Raw genomic sequence first — 18,704 nt, 5'->3', positions numbered from 1 at the left:
CCCACGGCACCGCCCTTGCACCATCGGGGATCACCCTGGTCTCAGCCTGGCCGCAGGACACCGTCGACCACCGTCGAGAACGCCTTCCACTCCTGCCGCTTCTCGGCGAGGACCTTCCGTCCCGCCCGCGACAGCCGGTACGTGCGGCGCTTCCGCCCGGCCGCCTCGGACCACGAGCTGTCGAGGTATCCGGCGGCCTCGAGCCGGCGGAGCGCCGGGTAGACCGTGCCGGTCGGGAGGTCGAGCTCGCCGCCGCTGCGCAGGGCGAGCGCCTCGATGATCGCGTAGCCGTGCAACGGCTCGCCCTCCAGCACCGCCAGGAGCATCGCGTCGAGGTGACCGCGCAGGGCATCGGCTTTCATGTAGACAGCCTACACGTAGGCACGTTACGTTGTGTCGCTATACGTAGCCTCTCTACTTGTGGAGCCGAGATGCACACCCTCACGTCGGAGCGACCCGACACCGCCATGACCCGGCTGGCCGCCTGGTCCCAGCGCCACCACTGGGTGGCGCTCACCCTGTGGCTGGTCACCCTGGCCGGCACCACCGCGGTCTCGACCGCGGTAGGCAGCGACTACCGCAACGACTTCGCACTCCCGGGCACCGAGACGCAGCAGGTCCTGGACTCCTTCGCCGAGCACGCCCCCGAGCAGCGCGGCGACACGGTGACCGTGGTGGTGCAGGCCGAGGGAGGCGTCGCCCAGGCGGGGCTCCGGCCGCTCGTCGACGACCTCGCCGCCCTCGACCACGTCGAGGCGGTGCAACCGCCTGCCGCGGACGCCGGCACGGTCTCCCCCGACGGCACCGTCGGGCTGGTCACGGTGGTGCTCGACGACCAGGCCGGGTTCGTCCCCACCGACGACAAGCGGGCCATCGTCGACACGGCGCTCGAGCACGACGGCGACGGCATGCGCGTCGAGCTCACCGGCGACGCCGTGCGGGAGGTGCAGGAGAGCGAGGCCGGCGGCGGCGCCGAAGGGGCCGGGATGCTGGCGGCGCTGGTCATCCTGATGTTCCTGTTCGGCTCGCTGCTCGCGGCCTCGCTCCCGCTCGTCACCGCCCTCTTCGCCGTCGGGACGACGATCGCGGTGGTCGGGCTCGCCTCCCACCTCACGACGATCCCGGACTACACCGCGCCGATGCTGGTGCTCGTCGGGCTCGGCGTGGGGATCGACTACGCCCTGCTGGTGTTCGCGAGGTACCGCTCCGAGCTGCTCGACGGCGCCGACCGGGACCGCGCCACCCGCACCGCCCTGGACACCGCCGGCCGGTCGGTGCTCTTCGCCGGGGCCACGGTCGTGATCGCACTGCTCGGCCTGTACACGTTGGGGATCAGCGCCCTCGAGGGCGTCGCGTTCGCCGTCACGCTCACCGTGCTGATGACGATGCTGGCGTCGCTGACGCTGCTCCCCTCGCTGCTGACGGTGCTCGGCCCCCGGCTCGAGCGCAGCATCCGGAAGCACGCAGCGAAGCGGCGTCGTCCCAGCGGCCACGCCTGGCGGCGCTGGGCCGGCGTCGTCCACCGCCGACCCTGGGCCGTGCTGCTGTCCGGCGGCGTCGCCGTGGTGGCGCTCTGCCTGCCCGCGCTCGGGCTCCAGCTCGGCTTCGCCGACGCCGGCAACGACCACCCGAGCACCACCACGCGCCAGGGGTACGACCTGATCAGCGACGCGTTCGGCCCCGGCGCCAACGGTCCGCTGGTGGTCGTGACCCGGGGCGAGGCCGCCGAGGCACGGGCGGCCTTCGACCAGCTCGGCGAGACCGAGGGGGTGGCCACGGCCACGCCGCCGCAGCCGTCCGGCGACGGCGCCCTCCACACCAGCCTCGCGTTCCCGACGACCTCGCCGCAGGACGAGGCGACCGCCGACCTCGTCGAGCGGCTGCGTGACGAGCTGCCGGAGGGCACGCTGGTCGGTGGTTCCACCGCCGCGACGATCGACTTCTCCGACGAGGTGGCCGAGCGGTTCCCGCTGTTCGTCGCGGTCGTCGTGGGGCTCTCGGCGCTGCTGCTGCTCCTCGTCCTCCGCTCCGTGGCGATCGCCGTCAAGGCAGCGGTCCTCAACCTGCTGTCGATCGGCGCCGCGCTCGGAGTGATGGTGCTGGTCTTCCAGGACGGCCGGTTCGGGGCGCAGCCCGGGCCGATCGAGGCCTACGTGCCGGTGATGATGTTCGCGGTCGTCTTCGGGCTGTCGATGGACTACGAGGTGTTCCTGGTCTCGCGCATGCACGAGGAGTGGCAGCGCTCCCGCGACGCCGTGGCCGCGGTCCGCGAGGGGCTGGCGACGACCGGCAGCGTGATCACGGCCGCCGCCGCGATCATGGTCGTGGTGTTCGGCGCCTTCGTGCTCGCCCCCGACCGGATGCTGCAGCAGTTCGGCCTCGGGCTGGCGGCGGCGGTGCTCCTGGACGCGGTGGTGATCCGCTGCCTCGTCGTACCCTCCGTGCTGCGGCTCCTCGGCGAGCGGGCCTGGTGGGCGCCGCGCTGGCTGCAGCGGACGCCGGCGATCCGGACCGAGTAGGGCTCAGCGCAGCGCGTGGCGGACGTCCTCGACGAGCCGCCACGCGCCGAGCCCGACGAACAGCGCCCCGGACACCGTCTCGATCCGCGCCTTCCACCGCTCGAGGAACGCACTGGCCCGCGGCGTCGACAGCCCGACCGCCACGGTGCAGAACCACAGGACCGCGACCGTGGTGATCGTCGCGAGGAGCACGAGGAAGAGCCCAGGACTCGGGTGGCGCGGGGCGATGGAGGTCAGCATCGAGGCGTAGAACACCGCGGCCTTCGGGTTGGCCAGGCAGGTGACGAGGCCGGTCCGGAACGACGCGCGCGTGCCGCGGGTGACCACCGTGGTGCCGAGCGGGTCCCGCGCGGCGCGGATCATCTGCACGCCGAGGTAGACCACGTACGCCGCGCCCGCGACCTTGAACACCAGGTACCACGTCGGGAACAGCTCGAAGACCGCCGTGGCGCCGAGCAGCGCGACGGTCGCCCAGACGACGTTCCCGGCCACGACCCCGAGGGCCGCCTGCACCCCGGACTGCCGCCCACCGGTGATCGTCCGGTTGGTCACCACCAGCACGTCGGGGCCGGGGACCATCATCGCCACCAGGCAGACGGCCGCGACCGTCGCGGCGGCATGCACCATCTCCACGTGCGGAGGGTACCTCCGGGACCAGGCCCACGACGTGGCAGATGCGCCCCGCGCAGGCCGGCCGGGCTCCCTCCGATCGTGGCTAAGGTCGAGCCATGCTGCTCGCAGAGGACCTGCTGCTCCTGCTGACCGACGACGACAGCGGCCGGCTCGCCGTCTCCGGCACGGAGATCGAGCCTGTCCTGGCCGGCGCGATGCTCATCGACCTGACCCTCCGGGGACGGATCGACGTCGCCGGCCCCGGCGCCGACGTGAAGGAGGGGCGGCTCGTCGTCACGGACGCCACCCCGACCGGGGATCCGCTGCTCGACGAGGCGCTGGAGAAGGTAGCCCGGCTCGGCGGCAAGAAGCCGGGCGCCGCGCTCGGCAAGCTGGGCGGGAAGCTCCGCGCCAGCCTCCTGAGGGAGCTCGTCGACAAGGGGATCCTCCGTGAGGAGAGGGGCAAGTTCCTGGGGTTGTTCCCCCACTCCCGCTGGCCAGCGGAGGACGCCGAGCACGAGCGTGAGACACGGTCGCGCATCGAGTCCGCGCTCCGCTCCGGGCTGGCCGGTGACGAGCGCACAGGTGCCCTCGTCGCACTCCTCCATGCCGTGCGAGCAGTGCCGAAGACCTTCTCGCCGGAGGCGGTCGGGCTGTCGAAGAAGGAGATGACCGCCAACGCGAAGCGGATCTCCGAGGGCGACTGGGCGTCGGCCGCGGTCCGCTCCGCGGTGGACTCGATGAACGCCGCGGTCATGGTGGCGATCACCGCGGCGACCACCACGGCCGCGACCTCCGGCAGCTGAGGGGAAGACGTCGCCGTCCTACCGCGTTGACACCGGCGTGACCGACACCCGCCGCGCCCGTGTCCGCGCCCCCGAGCTCCGTGGACGTGGCTGGCTGAACACCGACGGCCGCTCCTTCGAGGTCGGCGACTTCCGCGGACGGTACCTCCTGCTCGACTTCTGGACCTTCTGCTGCGTCAACTGCCTCCACGTGCTCGACGAGCTGCGCCCGCTCGAGGAGAAGTACGACGGCGAGCTGGTCGTCGTCGGCGTCCACTCCCCCAAGTTCGTCCACGAGGCCGACCCGGACGCACTCGCCGCGGCCGTCGAGCGTTACGAGGTGGCCCACCCGGTGCTCGACGACCCGGAGCTCGTCACGTGGCAGGCCTACACCGCCCGCGCCTGGCCGACGCTCGTGCTGGTCGACCCGGAGGGCTACGTCCTCGCGCAGTACGCCGGCGAGGGGCACGTGCACGCCATCGACGCGCTGGTCGCCGGGACACGGAAGAGGTACCGCGAGCGGGGCGTCCTGCAGCCCGGCACCTCGCCGTACGTCCCACCGCCGGTCGAGGCCGGCGACCTCCGGTTCCCGGCCAAGGCCGTGCGGCTGCCCGACGGAGGCTTCCTGGTCGCGGACTCCGGCCACCACTCGCTGGTCGAGCTCGCCGACGACGCGGAGACACTGGTCCGCCGGATCGGCTCGGGCGAGCGCGGGCTCGTCGACGGCGACGCGGGCACGGCCCGGTTCAGCGAACCCAACGGGCTCTGCCTGCTCCCGCCCGACCTCGCGGCCACGGTCGGCTACGACGTCGTCGTCGCGGACACCGTCAACCACGCGCTGCGGGGCGTCCGGCTGGACGACGGCCACGTGCGCACCCTCGCCGGCGACGGCCGCCAGCTCTTCCCCGGCCCGCAGCCCTCCGACTCGCTGTCGAGCCCCTGGGACGTCGCCTGGTGGAAGGAGCGGGTCTGGGTCGCGATGGCGGGGCTCCACCAGCTCTGGACGTTCGACCCGCTCTCGGGTTCGGTCGGCGTCGCCGCCGGCACCACCAACGAGGGGCTGCTCGACGGACCGCTCGCCGGGGCGTGGTTCGCGCAGACCTCAGGGCTGGCGGCCGACGGCGACCGGCTCTGGCTCGCCGACAGCGAGACCTCGAGCCTGCGGCGCGTCGAGGACGGGCAGGTGCTCACGACGGTCGGCACGGGGCTCTTCGACTTCGGGTTCCGCGACGGGCCGGCGGCCGACGCGCTGCTCCAGCACCCGCTCGGCGTCACCGTGCTCCCCGACGGCTCGGTCGCGGTCTGCGACACCTACAACGGCGCCGTACGACGCGTGGCCGGCGACGAGGTGACCACCCTGGCCACCGGGCTGGCCGAACCGAGCGGTGCGGTCGTGGACGGTGACACCCTCGTGGTCGTCGAGTCCGCGGCCCACCGGCTCACCCGGGTGCCGCTGGCCGGCGTCGCCACCGCCGACGGCTTCGAGCACCGCACCCACCGGCCGGTGACCGACGTCGCAGCCGAGGTGGAGCTCGTCGTGGAGTTCCAGCCGCCACCGGGCCAGAAGGTCGACGACCGGTTCGGCCCGCCGTCCCAGCTCGTGGTCAGCGCGACCCCGCCGGCGCTGCTCCGGGAGGGCGAGGGACGCACGACCGAGCTGCGCCGCCGGCTCGTGCTCGACCCGTCGGTGGGCGACGGGGTCCTGCACGTCGCGGCCCGCGCGGCCTCCTGCGACGAGGGTGGCGGCGAGGGTGCGGCGTGCCACCTGCACCAGCAGGACTGGGGCGTGCCGGTCCGGGTTACTCGTTCCGGCGAAGCGGTGCTCGCGCTCCCGCTCTCCGGCCGCTCGGACTAGCCTCGCGGCGTCCCGTCCAGTCCGAACGGCACCTCCGCCGGCCACGTCGGGTGCCGTTCGAACTGAGCGAGCACTGCGGGCACGGAATGTCCGGCCTCAGCCGCCGGTCACGAACGGGATCCGCACCGTGGTGAACTCACCGCGCCGGATCGGGGCCACACCGACCAGGCATACCAGCCGCCCCTCGGCCAGCTCCTCGGGCGAAGTGGTCGTCTCGTCGCACCGGACGAAGAACGCCTCCTCCTGCTTGGCCCCTGGGAAGGCCCCCTCGTGCCAGAGCCGGTGCAGGAACGCCTGGACGTCGGAGCAGACACGCGTCCGCAGCTCCTCGTCGTTGGGCTCGAAGACCGCCCACTGCAAACCTTGCTGCAGCGACTCCTCGAGGAAGAGGATCAGCCGCCGGACGCTGACGTACTTCCACTCCGGGTCCGACGCCGCGGTCCGTGCACCCCACACCACCGTCGAGCCGTCCGGCATCGGCCGCAACGCGTTGACCTGCCGGGCACCCAGCGCGACCATCTGCCGCTCCGTCAGCTGCTGCGCCACGCGGACCCCGCCGAGCAGCTGCGCGGTGGTCCCGGCCGGCCCCTTCCAGACGCCCCGGCTGGCATCGGTCCGCGCGTACACCCCGGCCACCGAGGGTGCCGCCGGGCGCTCCAGCCCGTCCTGACCGACGAGCCGGGGGTGGTAGACCGCGGCGTTCGCGCCGAGCCCGGGCGGCAGGACGCCACCCGGCAGCGCGTCGGCCACCAGGAACGCCCGGCGTCGCTCGCACAGGGTGTGCGCGTCGGCGTACCTGCCCTCCAGCACGGCCGGGTCGACCACCAGCAGCTGGAACGACGGCCCCTCCTCCAGGGCCGCCAGCGCCGCGGCGCCGTCCTCGGCCCGCACCGCCAGCACCACCTGGCCGCCGTTGAGCAGGAAGTCACCGACCGAGCGCCCCAGCGGCGACTCCTCGACCGCGCCGAACGCGTCGACGAGGTCGGCCAGCGAGTGCACGCGCACGGGCTGGTGCTCCGGCCCCGACGGCGCCGGCGCCACGACGGCGGCCACCGACGTGTCGGCCCAGAAGATCGGCTGCCGGGCAGCCTCGTCGATCGACACCTTCGCCCCCACGTTCCTCCCCACCCACGGCAGTCTGCTCCTGCCGGGTGGCTCGGGGCATGCCTAGATTGGGCGGCATGCCGAGGCCCGACGTACCCGACGACCTGGGACGAAAGGTTCCCGTCCCGCACGAGGCGGCGAAGGTCCTCTCGCTCGTCCCGTCGCTCACCGAGGCGCTCGCCGCCACCCGGCCGGAAGCCCTGGTCGGCGCCACCGACTGGTGCACCCACCCCGCCGACCTCGACGTGACCCGGGTCCGCGGCACGAAGAACCCCGACGTGCGCCGGATCGTCGACCTCGCGCCCGACCTCGTCGTCGCCAACCAGGAGGAGAACCGCGAGCTCGACGTCCGCCGGCTGACCGATGCGGGCGTCGCGGTCTGGGTCACCCGGATCGAGACGGTGCCCGAGGCGCTGACGTCGATGAGCCGGCTCTTCGAGGTGGCGCTCGGCTGGGGGGTGCCGCCCTGGCTCGCCGAGGCCCGCGCCGCCTGGGACCGGCCGGTGCCGCCGGTCCGCGCCCGCGTCGCGGTGCCGGTCTGGCGCGACCCCTGGATGGTGGTCGGGCGGTCCACCTTCACCGGTGACCTGTTGCGGCGGCTCGGCTACGACAACGTCTTCGGGGCGCACGAGGAGCGTTACCCCAAGGTGGCGCTCGAGGAGGTCGACCGCGACGACGTGGACCTGGTGCTCCTCCCCGACGAGCCCTACGTCTTCACCGAGGACGACGGCCCCGAGGCGTTCACCCGCCCCACACGGCTGGTCAGCGGCCGGCTGCTCACCTGGTACGGCCCCTCCCTGCTCGAGGCCGCGTCGTTCGACGCCGGCTGACAAGAGGTCCGGGTCCGAGCCCTCGCGAAGTTCGTGTGAACCGATCGGGGCCTTCCGTGCGACAGAGGGGGTGACAGTCCCTCCCACCCAGGAGCCCTCGTGCGTCGTACCGCCCTCCTCCGGCACCTCCCGCTCGTCGCGGGGGTGGCCGCCGTGGCGATGTTCGTCGCGTCCCCGGCGATCGCCGGCTCGGACCACGTCCGCAGCGCGGGGCCGCTGGTGCGCTGGTCCGAGGTCGTGCCGGCCCAGGCCGAGGCGGTCGTCACCGCGGAGTACGACGCCACCGGCCGCACCACCGTCGTGCTGCGCGTCGAGGGGCTCCGCCCCGGCACGGTGTACGGCGCGCACGTGCACGAGGGCTCCTGCGGGTCGTCCCCGGAGGACGCCGGACCGACGTACCAGAACGTGGTGCCGCCGGACCCCGACCTCGTCTCCACCCCGCGCTACGCCAACCGGCACAACGAGGTGTGGCTCGACGTCGAGACCGACGCGTCCGGCGCGGGGAGCTCGACGGCCCGGGTGACCTGGCAGTTCCCGCCCCACCGCCGCCCCGGGTCCGTCGTCCTCCACGAGGACTTCACCTCGACCGGGCTCCAGCCGGGGCCGCGCGCCGGTGTCGCGGGGGACGCGCTCGCCTGCCTGGACGTGGAGTTCTGACGTGCGCGACGGCACAGACGGCAGAGTGACCCCCGTGCAGAGCCAGCAGCCGGGCCAGCAGCCGGGCCAGCAGCCGGGCCAGCAGCCGGGCCAGCAGCCGGGCCAGCAGCCGGGCCAGGAGCCGGACGACCGCGAGCTGGTCGCGCGCGTCGCCGACGGCAGCACGGAGGCGCTGGAGACCCTCTACCGCCGCCATGCCGCGTGGCTGAGCGCCCGGCTCGCCCGCCGCTGCGCGGACCCGGGGGTCGTCGACGAGGTCCTCCAGGACACCTTCGTCGCGGTCTGGCGCAGCGCCGGGAAGTACGGCGGCAGCGGCGATCCGGCCGCCTGGCTCTGGGGGATCGCGGTCCGACGCCTCGTCGACGCCCTGCGCCGCCGCCCGCCGCTGGCCTACCGCATCGAGGAGCCCGACCTCGGCCCCGTCGAGTCCGCGGAGGAGCGCGTGCTGCTCGGCGTCGAGCACGGCGACCTCGCGGGCGCCCTCGCCCGCCTCTCGCCCGAGCTCCGCGCGGTCGTGCAGGCGACCGTGCTGGACGGGCTCACCACCCGGGAGGCCGCGCAGCTGCTCGGGCTGCGCCCCGGCACCGTCAAGACCCGCATGATGCGGGCGCGACAGGCTCTCCGGAAGGAGCTGGCATGAGCGCACCGACAGATTCATGGCACCTCGACGACGAGCTCGCCGGCCGTTACGAGCGGGGCGAGGTCGCGGGGGTGCTCGCCGCCTCGGTGGAGCAGCACCTCGTCGGCTGCCCGTCCTGCCGGGCCCTCCTCCACGCCGACCCGACGCGGCTGGACGCGGTCTGGGCACGGATCGTCGAGCAGGTGCAGGCGCCCCGCACGGGGCTGCTCGAGCGGGTGCTGCGCGCCCTCGGCACCAGCGGCCCGACGGCCCGGCTGGTGGCTGCGACTCCGACCCTGCGCGGCGCCTGGCTGCTCTCGGTGCTGGTCGTGCTCCTCCTCGCGCTGCTCGCCGGCCACGCCTCACCCCGCGGCGTCGTGGTCTTCGTGGCGCTCGCGCCGGTGCTCCCGCTGGCCGGGGTCGCCCTCGCGTTCGGCCAGCGGTTCGACCCGGCCCTCGAGATCGCGGCGGCGTCGCCGTACTCCCTGGTGCGGCTGCTCGCCGCCCGCACGGCGTTCGTGCTGGCGACCACGCTGCTGCCGGCCGCGGCCGTCGCGCCGCTCCTCCCCGGCGACGCCAGCACCAGCCTCGGCTGGCTGCTCCCCGGCCTCGCGATGAGCGCCGGGGTGCTCGCCGCCGCCCGCCGCTTCCCGCCGCTGACCACCGCGACCGTGCTCGCCGCCGCGTGGACGGCGCTCGTCGGGTGGCGCGCGGCGGCCGACCGGCCGCTGCTCCTCGAGCACGGCACCCTCGTCCAGCTCGTCAGCCTCGCGGCGCTCGCGGTCGCCGCGACGGTCCTCGTCCGTCACCGCCACGACCTCACGTTGAACCCCAGGAGAACGGCATGAACCCGACCATCGAGGCGTCCGGCCTCGTCCGCAGCTACGGCAGGCTCCGCGCCCTCGACGGGCTCGACCTGACCGTGCACCCCGGCGTCACCGGGCTGCTGGGCCCCAACGGGGCGGGCAAGACCACGCTGCTCCGGGTGCTCGCCACCACGACGCCGTACGACGCCGGCGAGCTGCGCGTGCTCGGCGAGGACCTCCGCCGGCCGGAGGGGCGGCTCCGGGTCCGCCGGTCGCTGGGGTACCTCCCGCAGGACGCCGGGTTCCACGGCGGGTTCACCGCCTTCGAGGCCGTCGACTACGTCGCGGTCCTCAAGGAGCACGTCGACGCCCGCCGCCGCCACGACGAGGTGCGCCGCGTCCTGGACCTCGTGGGGCTCGGCGACGTCGCCACCCGCAAGGTGCGCACCCTCTCGGGCGGCATGCGCCGCCGGCTCGGGCTCGCCCAGGCGCTGCTGGGCACCCCGGAGCTGCTGGTGCTCGACGAGCCGACCGTCGGGCTCGACCCCGAGCAGCGGATCCGCTTCCGCGACCTGGTCTCCGAGGCCGGTCACGGCCGGACGGTGGTGCTCTCGACCCACCAGACCGAGGACGTCGAGGCGGTCTGCTCGCACGTGGTCGTGGTCAACCGCGGACGCTCGCTCTTCGCCGGCACCGTCGAGGAGCTCACCGCGCTCGCCGACGGACGGGTCTGGCACGCCACCACCCGCGACCCGCGCGCCCGGGCGGTCTGGCGGCTCTCCGGGGGCACGTACCACCACGTCGGCGACCCGCCGCCCGGCGCCGCGCTCGTCGCGCCCCGCATCGAGGACGCCTACCTGCTCCTGCTCGGCCCCGACGCGCTCGGGGAGGCGGCATGACCGCGGTCGCGCTGTCCCCGGCCGTGCCGCGGCGGGGGGTCGTGCCGCAGCTCGCCCTCGGCGAGGCGCGACGGCTCGTCCTCCACCCGGTGATGCTGCTCGCCACCGCGTTCTTCGTCGCCGGCTCCACGTCGTCGTTCTTCCAGGGCATCACGGTCGTGCAGGCCTACGAGATGGTGACGGCGAGCATCAGCTTCTTCCCGGGGATCCCGGCGGTGCTGGCCGCGCACATGGTCGTCACCCGCGACCGGCGGGCCGGCAGCCTCGACCTGCTGTCGGCGGTCCCGGCCCGCCGGGAGGAGCAGGTGTGGGCGCTCGCGCTCGCGGCGCTCGTCCCCGCGGCTCTCTGCCTCGTGCTCAACACGGCGCTCTTCACGGTGCTTCTTGCGGGCGACTACTTCGCCGAGGTGCCGACGGTCTGGCACGTGGTGCAGGGGCCCCTGACGGTGCTCGGCGCCTGCCTGCTCGGCACCATGGTCGGGGTCTGGGCCCCTACGCTGCTCGCGCCGGTGGTCACGATGGTGGCCCTGGTCGTCGTGCACATGGCGATCGCCGAGCAGGGGGCGGCCGCGCTGTTCGGCACCGCGATGTTCTGGGTCGACTGGGGCCCCTTCGACGGCTCGGTCTGGGTGGGGCTGCACCCGGGGTCGGCCGCGTGGCACCAGCTCTACCTCGTCGGGCTCTGCGGCATGGCGCTCGCGGCCGCGGTGGTCCGGGTCGCGGAGCGGAAGGGCACCGCGGTCGCGCTCGGCCTGGTGTCCGTCGGGGTCGCGCTCGTCGGCGGGTTGGCCCAGCTGCCGTGAGCCCGCTGCTCGCCGCGTCGTGGCTGGCGGTCCGCCGCCCACCCGTCCTCGCCCCCCTCGGCGTCGCGCTGCTCCTCGTCGCCGCCACCGTGCCGTGGCAGGACACCCACGGAGCCCAGGTGGTGCACGGCGTCGCGGTCCTCGCCGCCTGCGCGCTGGCCGGCGCCACCGATGACCCGGGCGCCGAGGTGGCGGCCGCGTCGCCCTACCCGCGCTCCCTCCGTACGGCGGCCCGGCTCGGCGTGGCTGCCGCGCTCACCGTCCCCGTCGTGCTCGCCGCGGTGCTCGTGGCCGACCACCGGAACCCGTGGCTCCCGCTGTCCCTGCTGGGCGTCGAGCTCCTCGGGTTCACGCTGCTGGGCGCCACGCTCGGGGCGGTGCTCCGGGCACGCGGGCTCGCCATGCCGGCGTACCCCGCGGTGATCGGGGTGGTCGTCCTCGCCGTGCTCGTCCGCCAGGTGCCGCACGGGTGGGTGCTCGTCGACGCCCAGCCGTGGGGCCCGCCGTGGGAGGCCACGATGCTGCGCTGGGTCGCGGTGCTGGTGCTCGCCGCGGCCGTGCTCGCCCTGGCCCTGCGCGACCCGTGGGACGCGGTCAGAGTCCCAGGTCGCGACCGATGAGCTCCTTCATGATCTCGTTGGACCCGGCCCAGATCTTCGTGACGCGGGCGTCGCGCCAGGCGCGGGTGACGCGGTACTCGTTCATGTAGCCGTAGCCGCCGTGCAGCTGCACGCAGTGGTCGAGCACCTCGTTCTGCACCTGGGCGGAGATCCACTTGACCTTCGCCGCGTCGATCGGCGTCAGCTTCCCCTCGGTGTGCTGCATGACCGCGGCGTCGACGTACGACTGCACCATCTCCACCTTGGTGACCAGCTCGGCGGCGAGGAACTTGTTGTGCTGGAAGGAGCCGACCGGCTGTCCGAACGCCTTGCGCTCCTTGATGTAGGCGATCGTCTCGTCGAGGATCTGCGCCGCGTGGCTGATGTTGGTGATCGCCGACCCGAGCCGCTCCTGCGGCAGCCAGGTCATCATGTGGATGAACCCCTGGTCGAGCTCGCCGATGAGGTTGGCCGCCGGGACCCGGACGTTCTCGAAGAACAGCTCGGCGGTGTCGGACTCGTCCTGGCCGGCCTTGTCGAGCTTGCGGCCGCGGGAGAACCCCTCCATGGTCGCCTCGACGCCGAAGAGCGAGATGCCGCGCGCCTTCTTCTCCGGGGAGGTACGCGCGGCCACGACCACGAGGTCGGCGGAGTAGCCGTTGGTGATGAACGTCTTCGACCCGTTGAGGACGTAGTCGCCCCCATCTTGCGTCGCGGTCGTCTTCAGCGCCGCGAGGTCGGAGCCGCCGGAGGGCTCGGTCATCCCGATCGCGGTCAGCAGCTCGCCGGAGCAGAAGCCGGGGAGCCACCGCTCGCGCTGCTCCTCGGTGGTGAGGTGCACGAGGTAGGGCGCCACGATGTCGGAGTGGATCCCTACGCACGACGGGAGCGCCATGTTGACCTTCGCGAGCTCCTCGGTGAGGACCGCGTTGAACCGGTAGTCACCGGCCTCGGAGCCGCCGTACTGCTCGGGGATCTCGAGCCCGAGGAACCCCTGCTTGCCGGCCTCGATCCAGAACTCCCGCGGGATCTGCTTCTCCCGCTGGTGCTCCTCGAGGTGCGGGGTGACCTGGCGCTCCAGGAACTCGCGAACCGAGCTCCGGAAGGCCTCGTGGTCCTCGTCGTAGATCGAACGCCGCATGGGGACACCTCGCTGGTTACCGGTCGGTAAGAACGCGACCCAGTATCACCCTCACCGGCCTGCTGGAGAACCGGTTCCGGCGGTGACGCGAGCCACTCCCCACAGGAACCTGGTGCTTCCCATCGACTGCGACCTGTGGGGAGCACCGGTTTCCCAGGGCACCATGGGGTTTTGCGGCCCCAGCCTCAGCCCCGGCGCTTCTCCGCGATCGCGTAGAGCGCGATCCCGGCCGCGACTCCGGCGTTCAGCGACTCGAGGTCGTCGACCATCGGGATCGAGACCAGCTGGTCGCAGGTCTCGGCGACGAGCCGGGAGAGCCCGTCGCCCTCGGAGCCGACGACGAGGACGAGCGGGCCGTCGGCGAGGTCGAGGTCGGGCAGCGAGACGTCGCCGTCGGCGGCCAGTCCGACCACCATGCAGCCGGCGTCCTGGTAGGCCTTCAGCTGCCGGGTGAGGTTCACCGCCTGCGCGACCGGCACGCGCGCCGCGGCCCCGGCCGAGGTCTTCCACGCCGAGGCGGTCATCCCGGCGGCGCGCCGCTCGGGGATGAGCACGCCGTGCGCTCCGAAGCCGGAGGCGCTGCGGACCACCGCACCGAGGTTGCGCGGGTCGGTGACCGAGTCGAGCGCGACGATCAGCGGCGGGTCGCCGGCCGCGGACGCCTGCTCAAGGAGGTCGTCGGGGTGGGCGTACTCGTACGGCGGCACCTTGGCCGCGAGCCCCTGGTGCACCGCCCCCTGGGTCAGCCGGTCGAGCTCGGGGCGGGCGACCTCGAGCAGCGCGATGCCCCGGTCGGCGGCGACCCGGAAGACCTCGCGGAGCCGGCCGTCGCGCTCGGCGCCCTCGGCGACGTAGACCGCGGAGACCGGCATCCCCGCCCGCAGCGCCTCGACGACCGAGTTGCGGCCGGCCACCCACTCGACCTCGGAGCTCTTGCTCCGCCGAGGCTTGGGCGCGGCCTTCTCCGCACGCTTCTTCGCCTTGTAGGCCTTGTGCCCCTCGCGCTCCGCGGCCTTCGGCGTCGGCCCCTTGCCCTCGAGCCCGCGGCGGACCCGGCCGCCCGAGCCCGCGGTGGGGTTGCCCTTGGAGGTCTTGCGGATCGCGCCGCGCCTCGACGAGTTGCCCGCCATCAGCGCAGGCTCCAGACCGGACCGGACGGGGTGTCCTCGACCTCGATGCCGGCCGCCTTGATGCGGTCGCGGATCGCGTCGGCGGCGGCGAAGTCCTTGGACTTGCGGGCCTCCTGCCGCTGCTCGAGCAGCCCTGCGACCAGCGCGTCCACGGCGTCGTGGAGCCGCTGCTCGTCGGACGAGCCGCTGCCCGCGGACCAGTGCTCGTCGAGCGGGTCGACCCCGAGCACGCCGAGCATCGCGCGCACCTGGCCGGCGAGATCGCGCAGCTCGTCGGTGGGGGCACCGCCGAGCAGCTTGTTGCACTCGCGGACCGTCGAGTGGAGCACCGCGACCGCCGCCGGTGCGCCGAGGTCGTCGTCCATCGCCTCGGCGAACGCAGGAGGCACCTCGCCGGGCTCGACGGTGCCGAGCAACGCCACCGCCCGCTCGAGGAAGTGCTCGATGCGCTGGAACCCGGCCGCAGCCTCGTCGAGCGCCTCGAAGGAGAACTCCACCGTCGAGCGGTAGTGCGCCGAGACCATGTAGAACCGCAGGTCGATCGCCCGGTTGCGCTCGAGCACCGACGGGATCGTCAGGCTGTTGCCCAGCGACTTGCTCATCTTCTCGCCGGCGGTCGTGATCCAGGCGTTGTGCATCCAGGTCGAGGCGAAGTCGTAGCCGGCCGCGCGCGACTGCGCCATCTCGTTCTCGTGGTGCGGGAACCGCAGGTCGACGCCGCCACCGTGGACGTCGAACGCACCGCCTAGGTACTTCAGCGCCATCGCCGAGCACTCGATGTGCCACCCCGGCCGACCGGGGCCCCACGGCGAGGGCCACGAGGCCGACTCCGGCTCGCTCGCCTTGCGCCCCTTCCAGAGCGCGAAGTCGCGGGGGTCCCGCTTGCCGCGCGGGTCGGCGTCCTCCGCCGGGCTCATCTCGTCGATCTTCTGCCCGCTCAGCTCGCCGTACGCCGGCCACGACCGGACGTCGAAGTAGACGTCGCCCGACCCGTCGGCGGCCGCATAGGCGTGGCCCCGCTCGACCAGCGCCTCGATCAGCGCGATCATCTCCGGCACGTGGCCGGTGGCCAGCGGCTCGTAGGTGGGCGGCAGCACGTTGAGCGCCTCGTAGGCCCGGGTCAGCTCGCGCGCCATGTCGTAGGCGAGGTTGTACCAGGGCCGCCCCTGCTCGGCCGACTTCACCAGGATCTTGTCGTCGATGTCGGTGACGTTGCGGATCAGCGTCACCTCGAGCCCGCGGTGGGTGAGCCAGCGGCGCAGCAGGTCGAAGTTGACCGCCGACCGGACGTGGCCGACGTGCGGCTCGGACTGCACGGTCAGCCCGCACAGGTAGATGCCCACCTTCCCCTCGACCAACGGGGTCAGGGGTCGCACCTCCCGGGACACGGTGTCGTACAGCCGGATCGTCACGGGGTCGATCCTACGGGCGGCAGGACGCGCCGCTGACCGCCGTACCCGAGGGTCAAGGGTCGGTAACGGATGTGACGAAAGTGAACACAAGAGGCGGAACGGCACCTACCGTCGGACGGGTGCGCACCACACGACTGATGACCAGGACCCTGACCGCGCTCGTCGCCGCGGCCCTGCCGGCCGCGCTGCTGCCGCTCACCGCCGGCGCCTCGGAGGCCGCCTCCACCGCGCAGGCGGAGCCGCGCCGCGTCGACTACCGCGAGTTCACCACCGGCGCCCAGATGAAGGCCGGCACGCTGCGCGGCCTCTCGGCCCGCAAGGGGACGCTGCGGATCACCAAGCCGGTCGGGACCACCGGCGGCTACGAGTACGGTCAGTGGGTCTCGCCCTGGGTGAAGCAGGGGTTCTCGCTCACCGAGCTCGTCCCGTCGTGGACGGCGACCACGCCGGGCGACACCTACGTCCGCGTCGAGGTCCGCGGCAAGGGGCCCAAGCGGTCGACCTGGGACGCGATCACCAACTGGGCGCTCGACGACCGCACCGTGAAGCGCCGCTCGTACTCCGGCCAGAGCGACGACCTCGGCCGGGTCGCCTGGGACACCTGGGTCACCTCGGGGGTCAGCTCCTGGCAGCTCCGGGTCACGCTGATGCGCCGGGCCGGCACCGCCGCCACCCCCAAGGTCAAGGCGGTCGGCGCGATGGTCTCCCGCGTCCCGTCCTCGACCGGGGTCACCACCTCGAAGCCCGGCGTCGCCAGCCGGCGCGGGACCGTGCTTCCCGTCCCGTCGTACAGCCAGATGGCGCACCGCGGCTACTACCAGCAGTACGACGGGGGCGGCGCGGCCTGGTGCTCGCCGACCTCCACGACGATGGTCCTCGGCTACTACGGGGCCCTCCCGCCGGCGTCGCAGTACCGCTGGGTCCGCAAGGACTACCCCGACCGGGTCGTCGCGCACCTCGCGCGGAGCACCTACGACAACGGCTTCGGCGGCACCGGCAACTGGCCCTTCAACACCGCGTACGCCGCGAGCCGCACCGGGCACGCCTTCGTGACCCGGCTCCGCAGCCTGCGCGAGGCGGAGAAGTTCGTCGCCGCCGGCATCCCGGTGGTCACCTCCGTCGCGTTCTCCTCCGGCCAGCTCACCGGCGCCCCGATCAGCTCCACGAACGGCCACCTGATGGTGGTCGTCGGGTTCAAGGGCAACGGCGACGTGGTCGTCAACGACCCGGCGGCGCCGACCCGGAGCGGGGTCCGGCGGACGTACGACCGCGGGCAGTTCGAGGACGCCTGGCTCAAGCGCGGCAGCGCCGGCGGCTCGGGCGGCATCGCCTACATCGTCCACGACAAGGCGCACCCGCTCCCCGCACCGGGGGCCAAGGGCGCCTGGTGACGGGCGGGTCACCGGACGGGCTCACTCCGCGGTGAACTCGATGGTGTGCCAGCCGGTCGCCCCGTCCGGGACGACGTCGCGCTGCACGCCGGTCTGGGTGTAGCCGGAGCGGTCGGTGGCCCGCACCGCCAGGGTGTGCACCCCGGGCTCCACCTCGATGGTCCCGGACCACTGCACCCAGGTGTCCACCGACGGGACCCGGCCGAGCTCCACCGGGGTCCACGCCCCGCCGTCGAGCCGGACCTCGACCGCCTCGACACCGGTGTGCTGCGCCCACGCCACCCCGGCGACGACCACCGGCCCGGAGGTCACGCGGTGGTTCGCCACCGGTACGTCGATCCGCGACTGGGTCTTCACCGGCCCCTGCGGCGACCACCCGCGCTCGGTCCAGAACGCCTCGAAGTCGTCGAACCGGGTGACCTCGAGGTCGACCAGCCACTTGGTCGCCGAGACGTAGCCGTAGAGCCCCGGCACCACCATCCGCACGGGGAACCCGTGCTCGAGCGGGAGCGGCTCGCCGTTCATCGCCACCGCGAGCAGCGCGTTGCGGTCGTCGGTGAGCGCCTCGAGCGGGGTCCCGCAGGTCCAGCCGTCCTCGGAGGTCTGCAGGACCGCGTCCGCGCCGGGCAGCGGCCCGGCCTCGGCGAGCACGTCGGCGACCCGGACACCGCTCCACCAGGCGTTGCCGATCAGGTCCTGGCCGACCGGGTTGGAGACACAGGTGAGGGTCAGCCAGGCCTCGGTGAGCCGGCGGTCGAGCAGGTCGTCGAAGGTCAGGGTGAGCTCGCGCTCGACCATCCCGTGGACCCGCAGCCGCCACGTGTCGACCTCGACGGCCGGGACCACCAGCGCGGTGTCGATCCGGTAGAAGTCCTCGTTGGCCACCCGCCACGGCACCAGCCCGGCGACCTCGAGGTCGGCGCCCTCCGGGACCACCCCGTCGGTCACCGGCAGCTCCAGGTCCGCGCGGGCCTCCTCCACCACGCGGCGGCGGCGACCGAGGAACCGGCTCCCGATCCCGACGACGGCCGCGCCCGCGGCGACCACGCCGGCCTGGACGAGGAACCGGCGCCGCCCCTCGGCGTCGGACGATCGCAGCGGGAGGATGAGGAGCGGCAGCACCGCGAGCCAGGTGAGCGTGCCGAGGACGACCGGCAGCAGCGCCGCCGTGCCGGTGTTCGGCCGGGTGGCCACGGCGACGCCGGCGACCAGCCCCATCCCGACGAACACCGCGAACCCCTGCCACCGTCCCCGGGCGGTCAGCACGCCGCCGAGGGCCGACAGCGCCAGCAGACCGACGACGACGCCGGCGATCAGCAGCGGCTTGTCGTTGTCGCCGACGAGGTCGATCAAAGCCTTGGCGGCCCGTCCCGGGGTCACGTCGACGACCGCCTCGGCCACCGCGGTCGGCGGGTCGAGCCGCTCGTGCAGGGCCGCCGCGGTGGCGAGGCTCACCGCGAGCCCCGCGACGCCGGTCAGCACGCCGGCGGCCGCGAGCAGGAGCCGCGGACGGTCGGTGGTCACGGCCCTATCGTGCCTGGT

Annotated in this window: 18 protein-coding genes; 11 read left to right on the top strand and 7 right to left on the bottom strand. The window is 73.8% G+C overall.

Features of this window, described 5'->3' with window-relative positions:
• Window positions 1-41: 41 nt before the first annotated feature.
• Entirely contained in the window at window positions 42-362 is a 321-nt protein-coding gene (locus tag FIP57_RS13265) for a PadR family transcriptional regulator (protein WP_148573927.1), read from the bottom strand.
• A gap of 69 nt (window positions 363-431) precedes the next feature.
• Here FIP57_RS13265 and FIP57_RS13260 point away from each other — a divergent pair, with 69 nt between their 5' ends.
• Window positions 432-2,519 carry an MMPL family transporter gene (locus FIP57_RS13260; RefSeq protein ID WP_148573926.1) on the top strand — a complete coding sequence of 696 codons (2,088 nt, stop codon included), beginning with the start codon at window positions 432-434 and terminating at the stop codon, window positions 2,517-2,519.
• Between the two features lie 3 nt (window positions 2,520-2,522).
• Here FIP57_RS13260 and FIP57_RS13255 read toward each other — a convergent pair whose 3' ends face one another.
• Window positions 2,523-3,146, bottom strand: coding sequence for a LysE family translocator (locus FIP57_RS13255; protein WP_238993482.1), 624 nt, complete (start codon window positions 3,144-3,146; stop codon window positions 2,523-2,525).
• A gap of 101 nt (window positions 3,147-3,247) precedes the next feature.
• Between FIP57_RS13255 and FIP57_RS13250 the strand changes: the two genes are divergently transcribed.
• Window positions 3,248-3,937, top strand: coding sequence for a GOLPH3/VPS74 family protein (locus FIP57_RS13250; protein ID WP_148573924.1), 690 nt, complete (start codon window positions 3,248-3,250; stop codon window positions 3,935-3,937).
• Between the two features lie 37 nt (window positions 3,938-3,974).
• Entirely contained in the window at window positions 3,975-5,771 is a 1,797-nt protein-coding gene (locus tag FIP57_RS13245; RefSeq protein ID WP_148573923.1) for an NHL domain-containing thioredoxin family protein, read from the top strand.
• Window positions 5,772-5,867: 96 nt separating this feature from the next.
• Here FIP57_RS13245 and FIP57_RS13240 read toward each other — a convergent pair whose 3' ends face one another.
• Window positions 5,868-6,899: a phage tail sheath family protein gene (locus tag FIP57_RS13240; RefSeq protein WP_162529803.1), complete on the bottom strand. Its 1,032-nt coding sequence runs from the start codon at window positions 6,897-6,899 to the stop codon at window positions 5,868-5,870.
• A 53-nt stretch (window positions 6,900-6,952) separates the two neighbouring features.
• Between FIP57_RS13240 and FIP57_RS13235 the strand changes: the two genes are divergently transcribed.
• The 7 genes from FIP57_RS13235 (at window position 6,953) to FIP57_RS13205 (ending at window position 12,109) form a co-directional block, all read left to right on the top strand.
• Complete coding sequence (locus FIP57_RS13235; protein WP_148573921.1) at window positions 6,953-7,705, top strand: helical backbone metal receptor; 753 nt, start codon at window positions 6,953-6,955, stop codon at window positions 7,703-7,705.
• A 99-nt stretch (window positions 7,706-7,804) separates the two neighbouring features.
• On the top strand, window positions 7,805-8,362 hold the full coding sequence (locus tag FIP57_RS13230) for a superoxide dismutase family protein (RefSeq protein ID WP_148573920.1): 558 nt from the start codon (window positions 7,805-7,807) through the stop codon (window positions 8,360-8,362).
• A gap of 34 nt (window positions 8,363-8,396) precedes the next feature.
• A complete protein-coding gene (locus FIP57_RS13225; protein ID WP_203231208.1) occupies window positions 8,397-9,002 on the top strand; it encodes an RNA polymerase sigma factor in 606 nt (201 codons plus the stop codon).
• Window positions 8,999-9,829 carry a zf-HC2 domain-containing protein gene (locus FIP57_RS13220; RefSeq protein WP_148573919.1) on the top strand — a complete coding sequence of 277 codons (831 nt, stop codon included), beginning with the start codon at window positions 8,999-9,001 and terminating at the stop codon, window positions 9,827-9,829. Before FIP57_RS13225 ends, FIP57_RS13220 begins: the two co-directional genes overlap by 4 nt.
• Window positions 9,826-10,686 carry an ATP-binding cassette domain-containing protein gene (locus FIP57_RS13215; protein ID WP_148573918.1) on the top strand — a complete coding sequence of 287 codons (861 nt, stop codon included), beginning with the start codon at window positions 9,826-9,828 and terminating at the stop codon, window positions 10,684-10,686. The genes FIP57_RS13220 and FIP57_RS13215 overlap by 4 nt, the downstream gene beginning before the upstream one ends.
• On the top strand, window positions 10,683-11,489 hold the full coding sequence (locus FIP57_RS13210; RefSeq protein ID WP_148573917.1) for a hypothetical protein: 807 nt from the start codon (window positions 10,683-10,685) through the stop codon (window positions 11,487-11,489). Before FIP57_RS13215 ends, FIP57_RS13210 begins: the two co-directional genes overlap by 4 nt.
• Window positions 11,486-12,109, top strand: a complete 624-nt coding sequence (locus FIP57_RS13205) for a hypothetical protein (protein ID WP_148573916.1) — start codon at window positions 11,486-11,488, stop codon at window positions 12,107-12,109. Before FIP57_RS13210 ends, FIP57_RS13205 begins: the two co-directional genes overlap by 4 nt.
• Here FIP57_RS13205 and FIP57_RS13200 read toward each other — a convergent pair.
• From FIP57_RS13200 to cysS, 3 genes are all read right to left on the bottom strand, one after another.
• Entirely contained in the window at window positions 12,084-13,229 is a 1,146-nt protein-coding gene (locus FIP57_RS13200; RefSeq protein WP_148573915.1) for an acyl-CoA dehydrogenase family protein, read from the bottom strand. The genes FIP57_RS13205 and FIP57_RS13200 overlap by 26 nt on opposite strands.
• A 185-nt stretch (window positions 13,230-13,414) precedes the next feature.
• Window positions 13,415-14,359: a 23S rRNA (guanosine(2251)-2'-O)-methyltransferase RlmB gene (rlmB, locus tag FIP57_RS13195; RefSeq protein WP_148573914.1), complete on the bottom strand. Its 945-nt coding sequence runs from the start codon at window positions 14,357-14,359 to the stop codon at window positions 13,415-13,417.
• Window positions 14,359-15,771, bottom strand: coding sequence for a cysteine--tRNA ligase (gene cysS, locus FIP57_RS13190; RefSeq protein WP_148573913.1), 1,413 nt, complete (start codon window positions 15,769-15,771; stop codon window positions 14,359-14,361). The genes rlmB and cysS overlap by 1 nt, the downstream gene beginning before the upstream one ends.
• Before the next feature lie 119 nt (window positions 15,772-15,890).
• On the opposite strand from cysS, the gene FIP57_RS13185 reads away from it, so the two are divergent.
• On the top strand, window positions 15,891-17,162 hold the full coding sequence (locus tag FIP57_RS13185; protein ID WP_203231207.1) for a peptidase C39 family protein: 1,272 nt from the start codon (window positions 15,891-15,893) through the stop codon (window positions 17,160-17,162).
• Between the two features lie 21 nt (window positions 17,163-17,183).
• On the opposite strand, the gene FIP57_RS13180 is transcribed toward FIP57_RS13185, so the two are convergent.
• Window positions 17,184-18,686, bottom strand: a complete 1,503-nt coding sequence (locus FIP57_RS13180) for a molybdopterin-dependent oxidoreductase (protein WP_238993433.1) — start codon at window positions 18,684-18,686, stop codon at window positions 17,184-17,186.
• Between the last annotated feature and the right edge of the window lie 18 nt (window positions 18,687-18,704).

This window comes from Nocardioides caldifontis (assembly GCF_008087345.1).
Lineage (GTDB): Bacteria > Actinomycetota > Actinomycetes > Propionibacteriales > Nocardioidaceae > Marmoricola_A > Marmoricola_A caldifontis.
This window is presented reverse-complemented; position numbering and strand designations above follow the sequence as displayed.

Excerpts from the sequence above, each read along its gene's own strand:
- FIP57_RS13220 (WP_148573919.1), top strand. The coding sequence starts at position 8,999 with ATGAGCGCACCGACAGATTCATGGCACCTCGACGACGAGCTCGCCGGC.
- FIP57_RS13265 (WP_148573927.1), bottom strand. The coding sequence starts at position 362 with ATGAAAGCCGATGCCCTGCGCGGTCACCTCGACGCGATGCTCCTGGCG.
- FIP57_RS13260 (WP_148573926.1), top strand. The coding sequence starts at position 432 with ATGCACACCCTCACGTCGGAGCGACCCGACACCGCCATGACCCGGCTG.
- FIP57_RS13250 (WP_148573924.1), top strand. The coding sequence starts at position 3,248 with ATGCTGCTCGCAGAGGACCTGCTGCTCCTGCTGACCGACGACGACAGC.
- FIP57_RS13235 (WP_148573921.1), top strand. The coding sequence starts at position 6,953 with ATGCCGAGGCCCGACGTACCCGACGACCTGGGACGAAAGGTTCCCGTC.
- rlmB (WP_148573914.1), bottom strand. The coding sequence starts at position 14,359 with ATGGCGGGCAACTCGTCGAGGCGCGGCGCGATCCGCAAGACCTCCAAG.
- FIP57_RS13215 (WP_148573918.1), top strand. The coding sequence starts at position 9,826 with ATGAACCCGACCATCGAGGCGTCCGGCCTCGTCCGCAGCTACGGCAGG.
- FIP57_RS13200 (WP_148573915.1), bottom strand. The coding sequence starts at position 13,229 with ATGCGGCGTTCGATCTACGACGAGGACCACGAGGCCTTCCGGAGCTCG.
- FIP57_RS13255 (WP_238993482.1), bottom strand. The coding sequence starts at position 3,146 with ATGGTGCATGCCGCCGCGACGGTCGCGGCCGTCTGCCTGGTGGCGATG.
- FIP57_RS13210 (WP_148573917.1), top strand. The coding sequence starts at position 10,683 with ATGACCGCGGTCGCGCTGTCCCCGGCCGTGCCGCGGCGGGGGGTCGTG.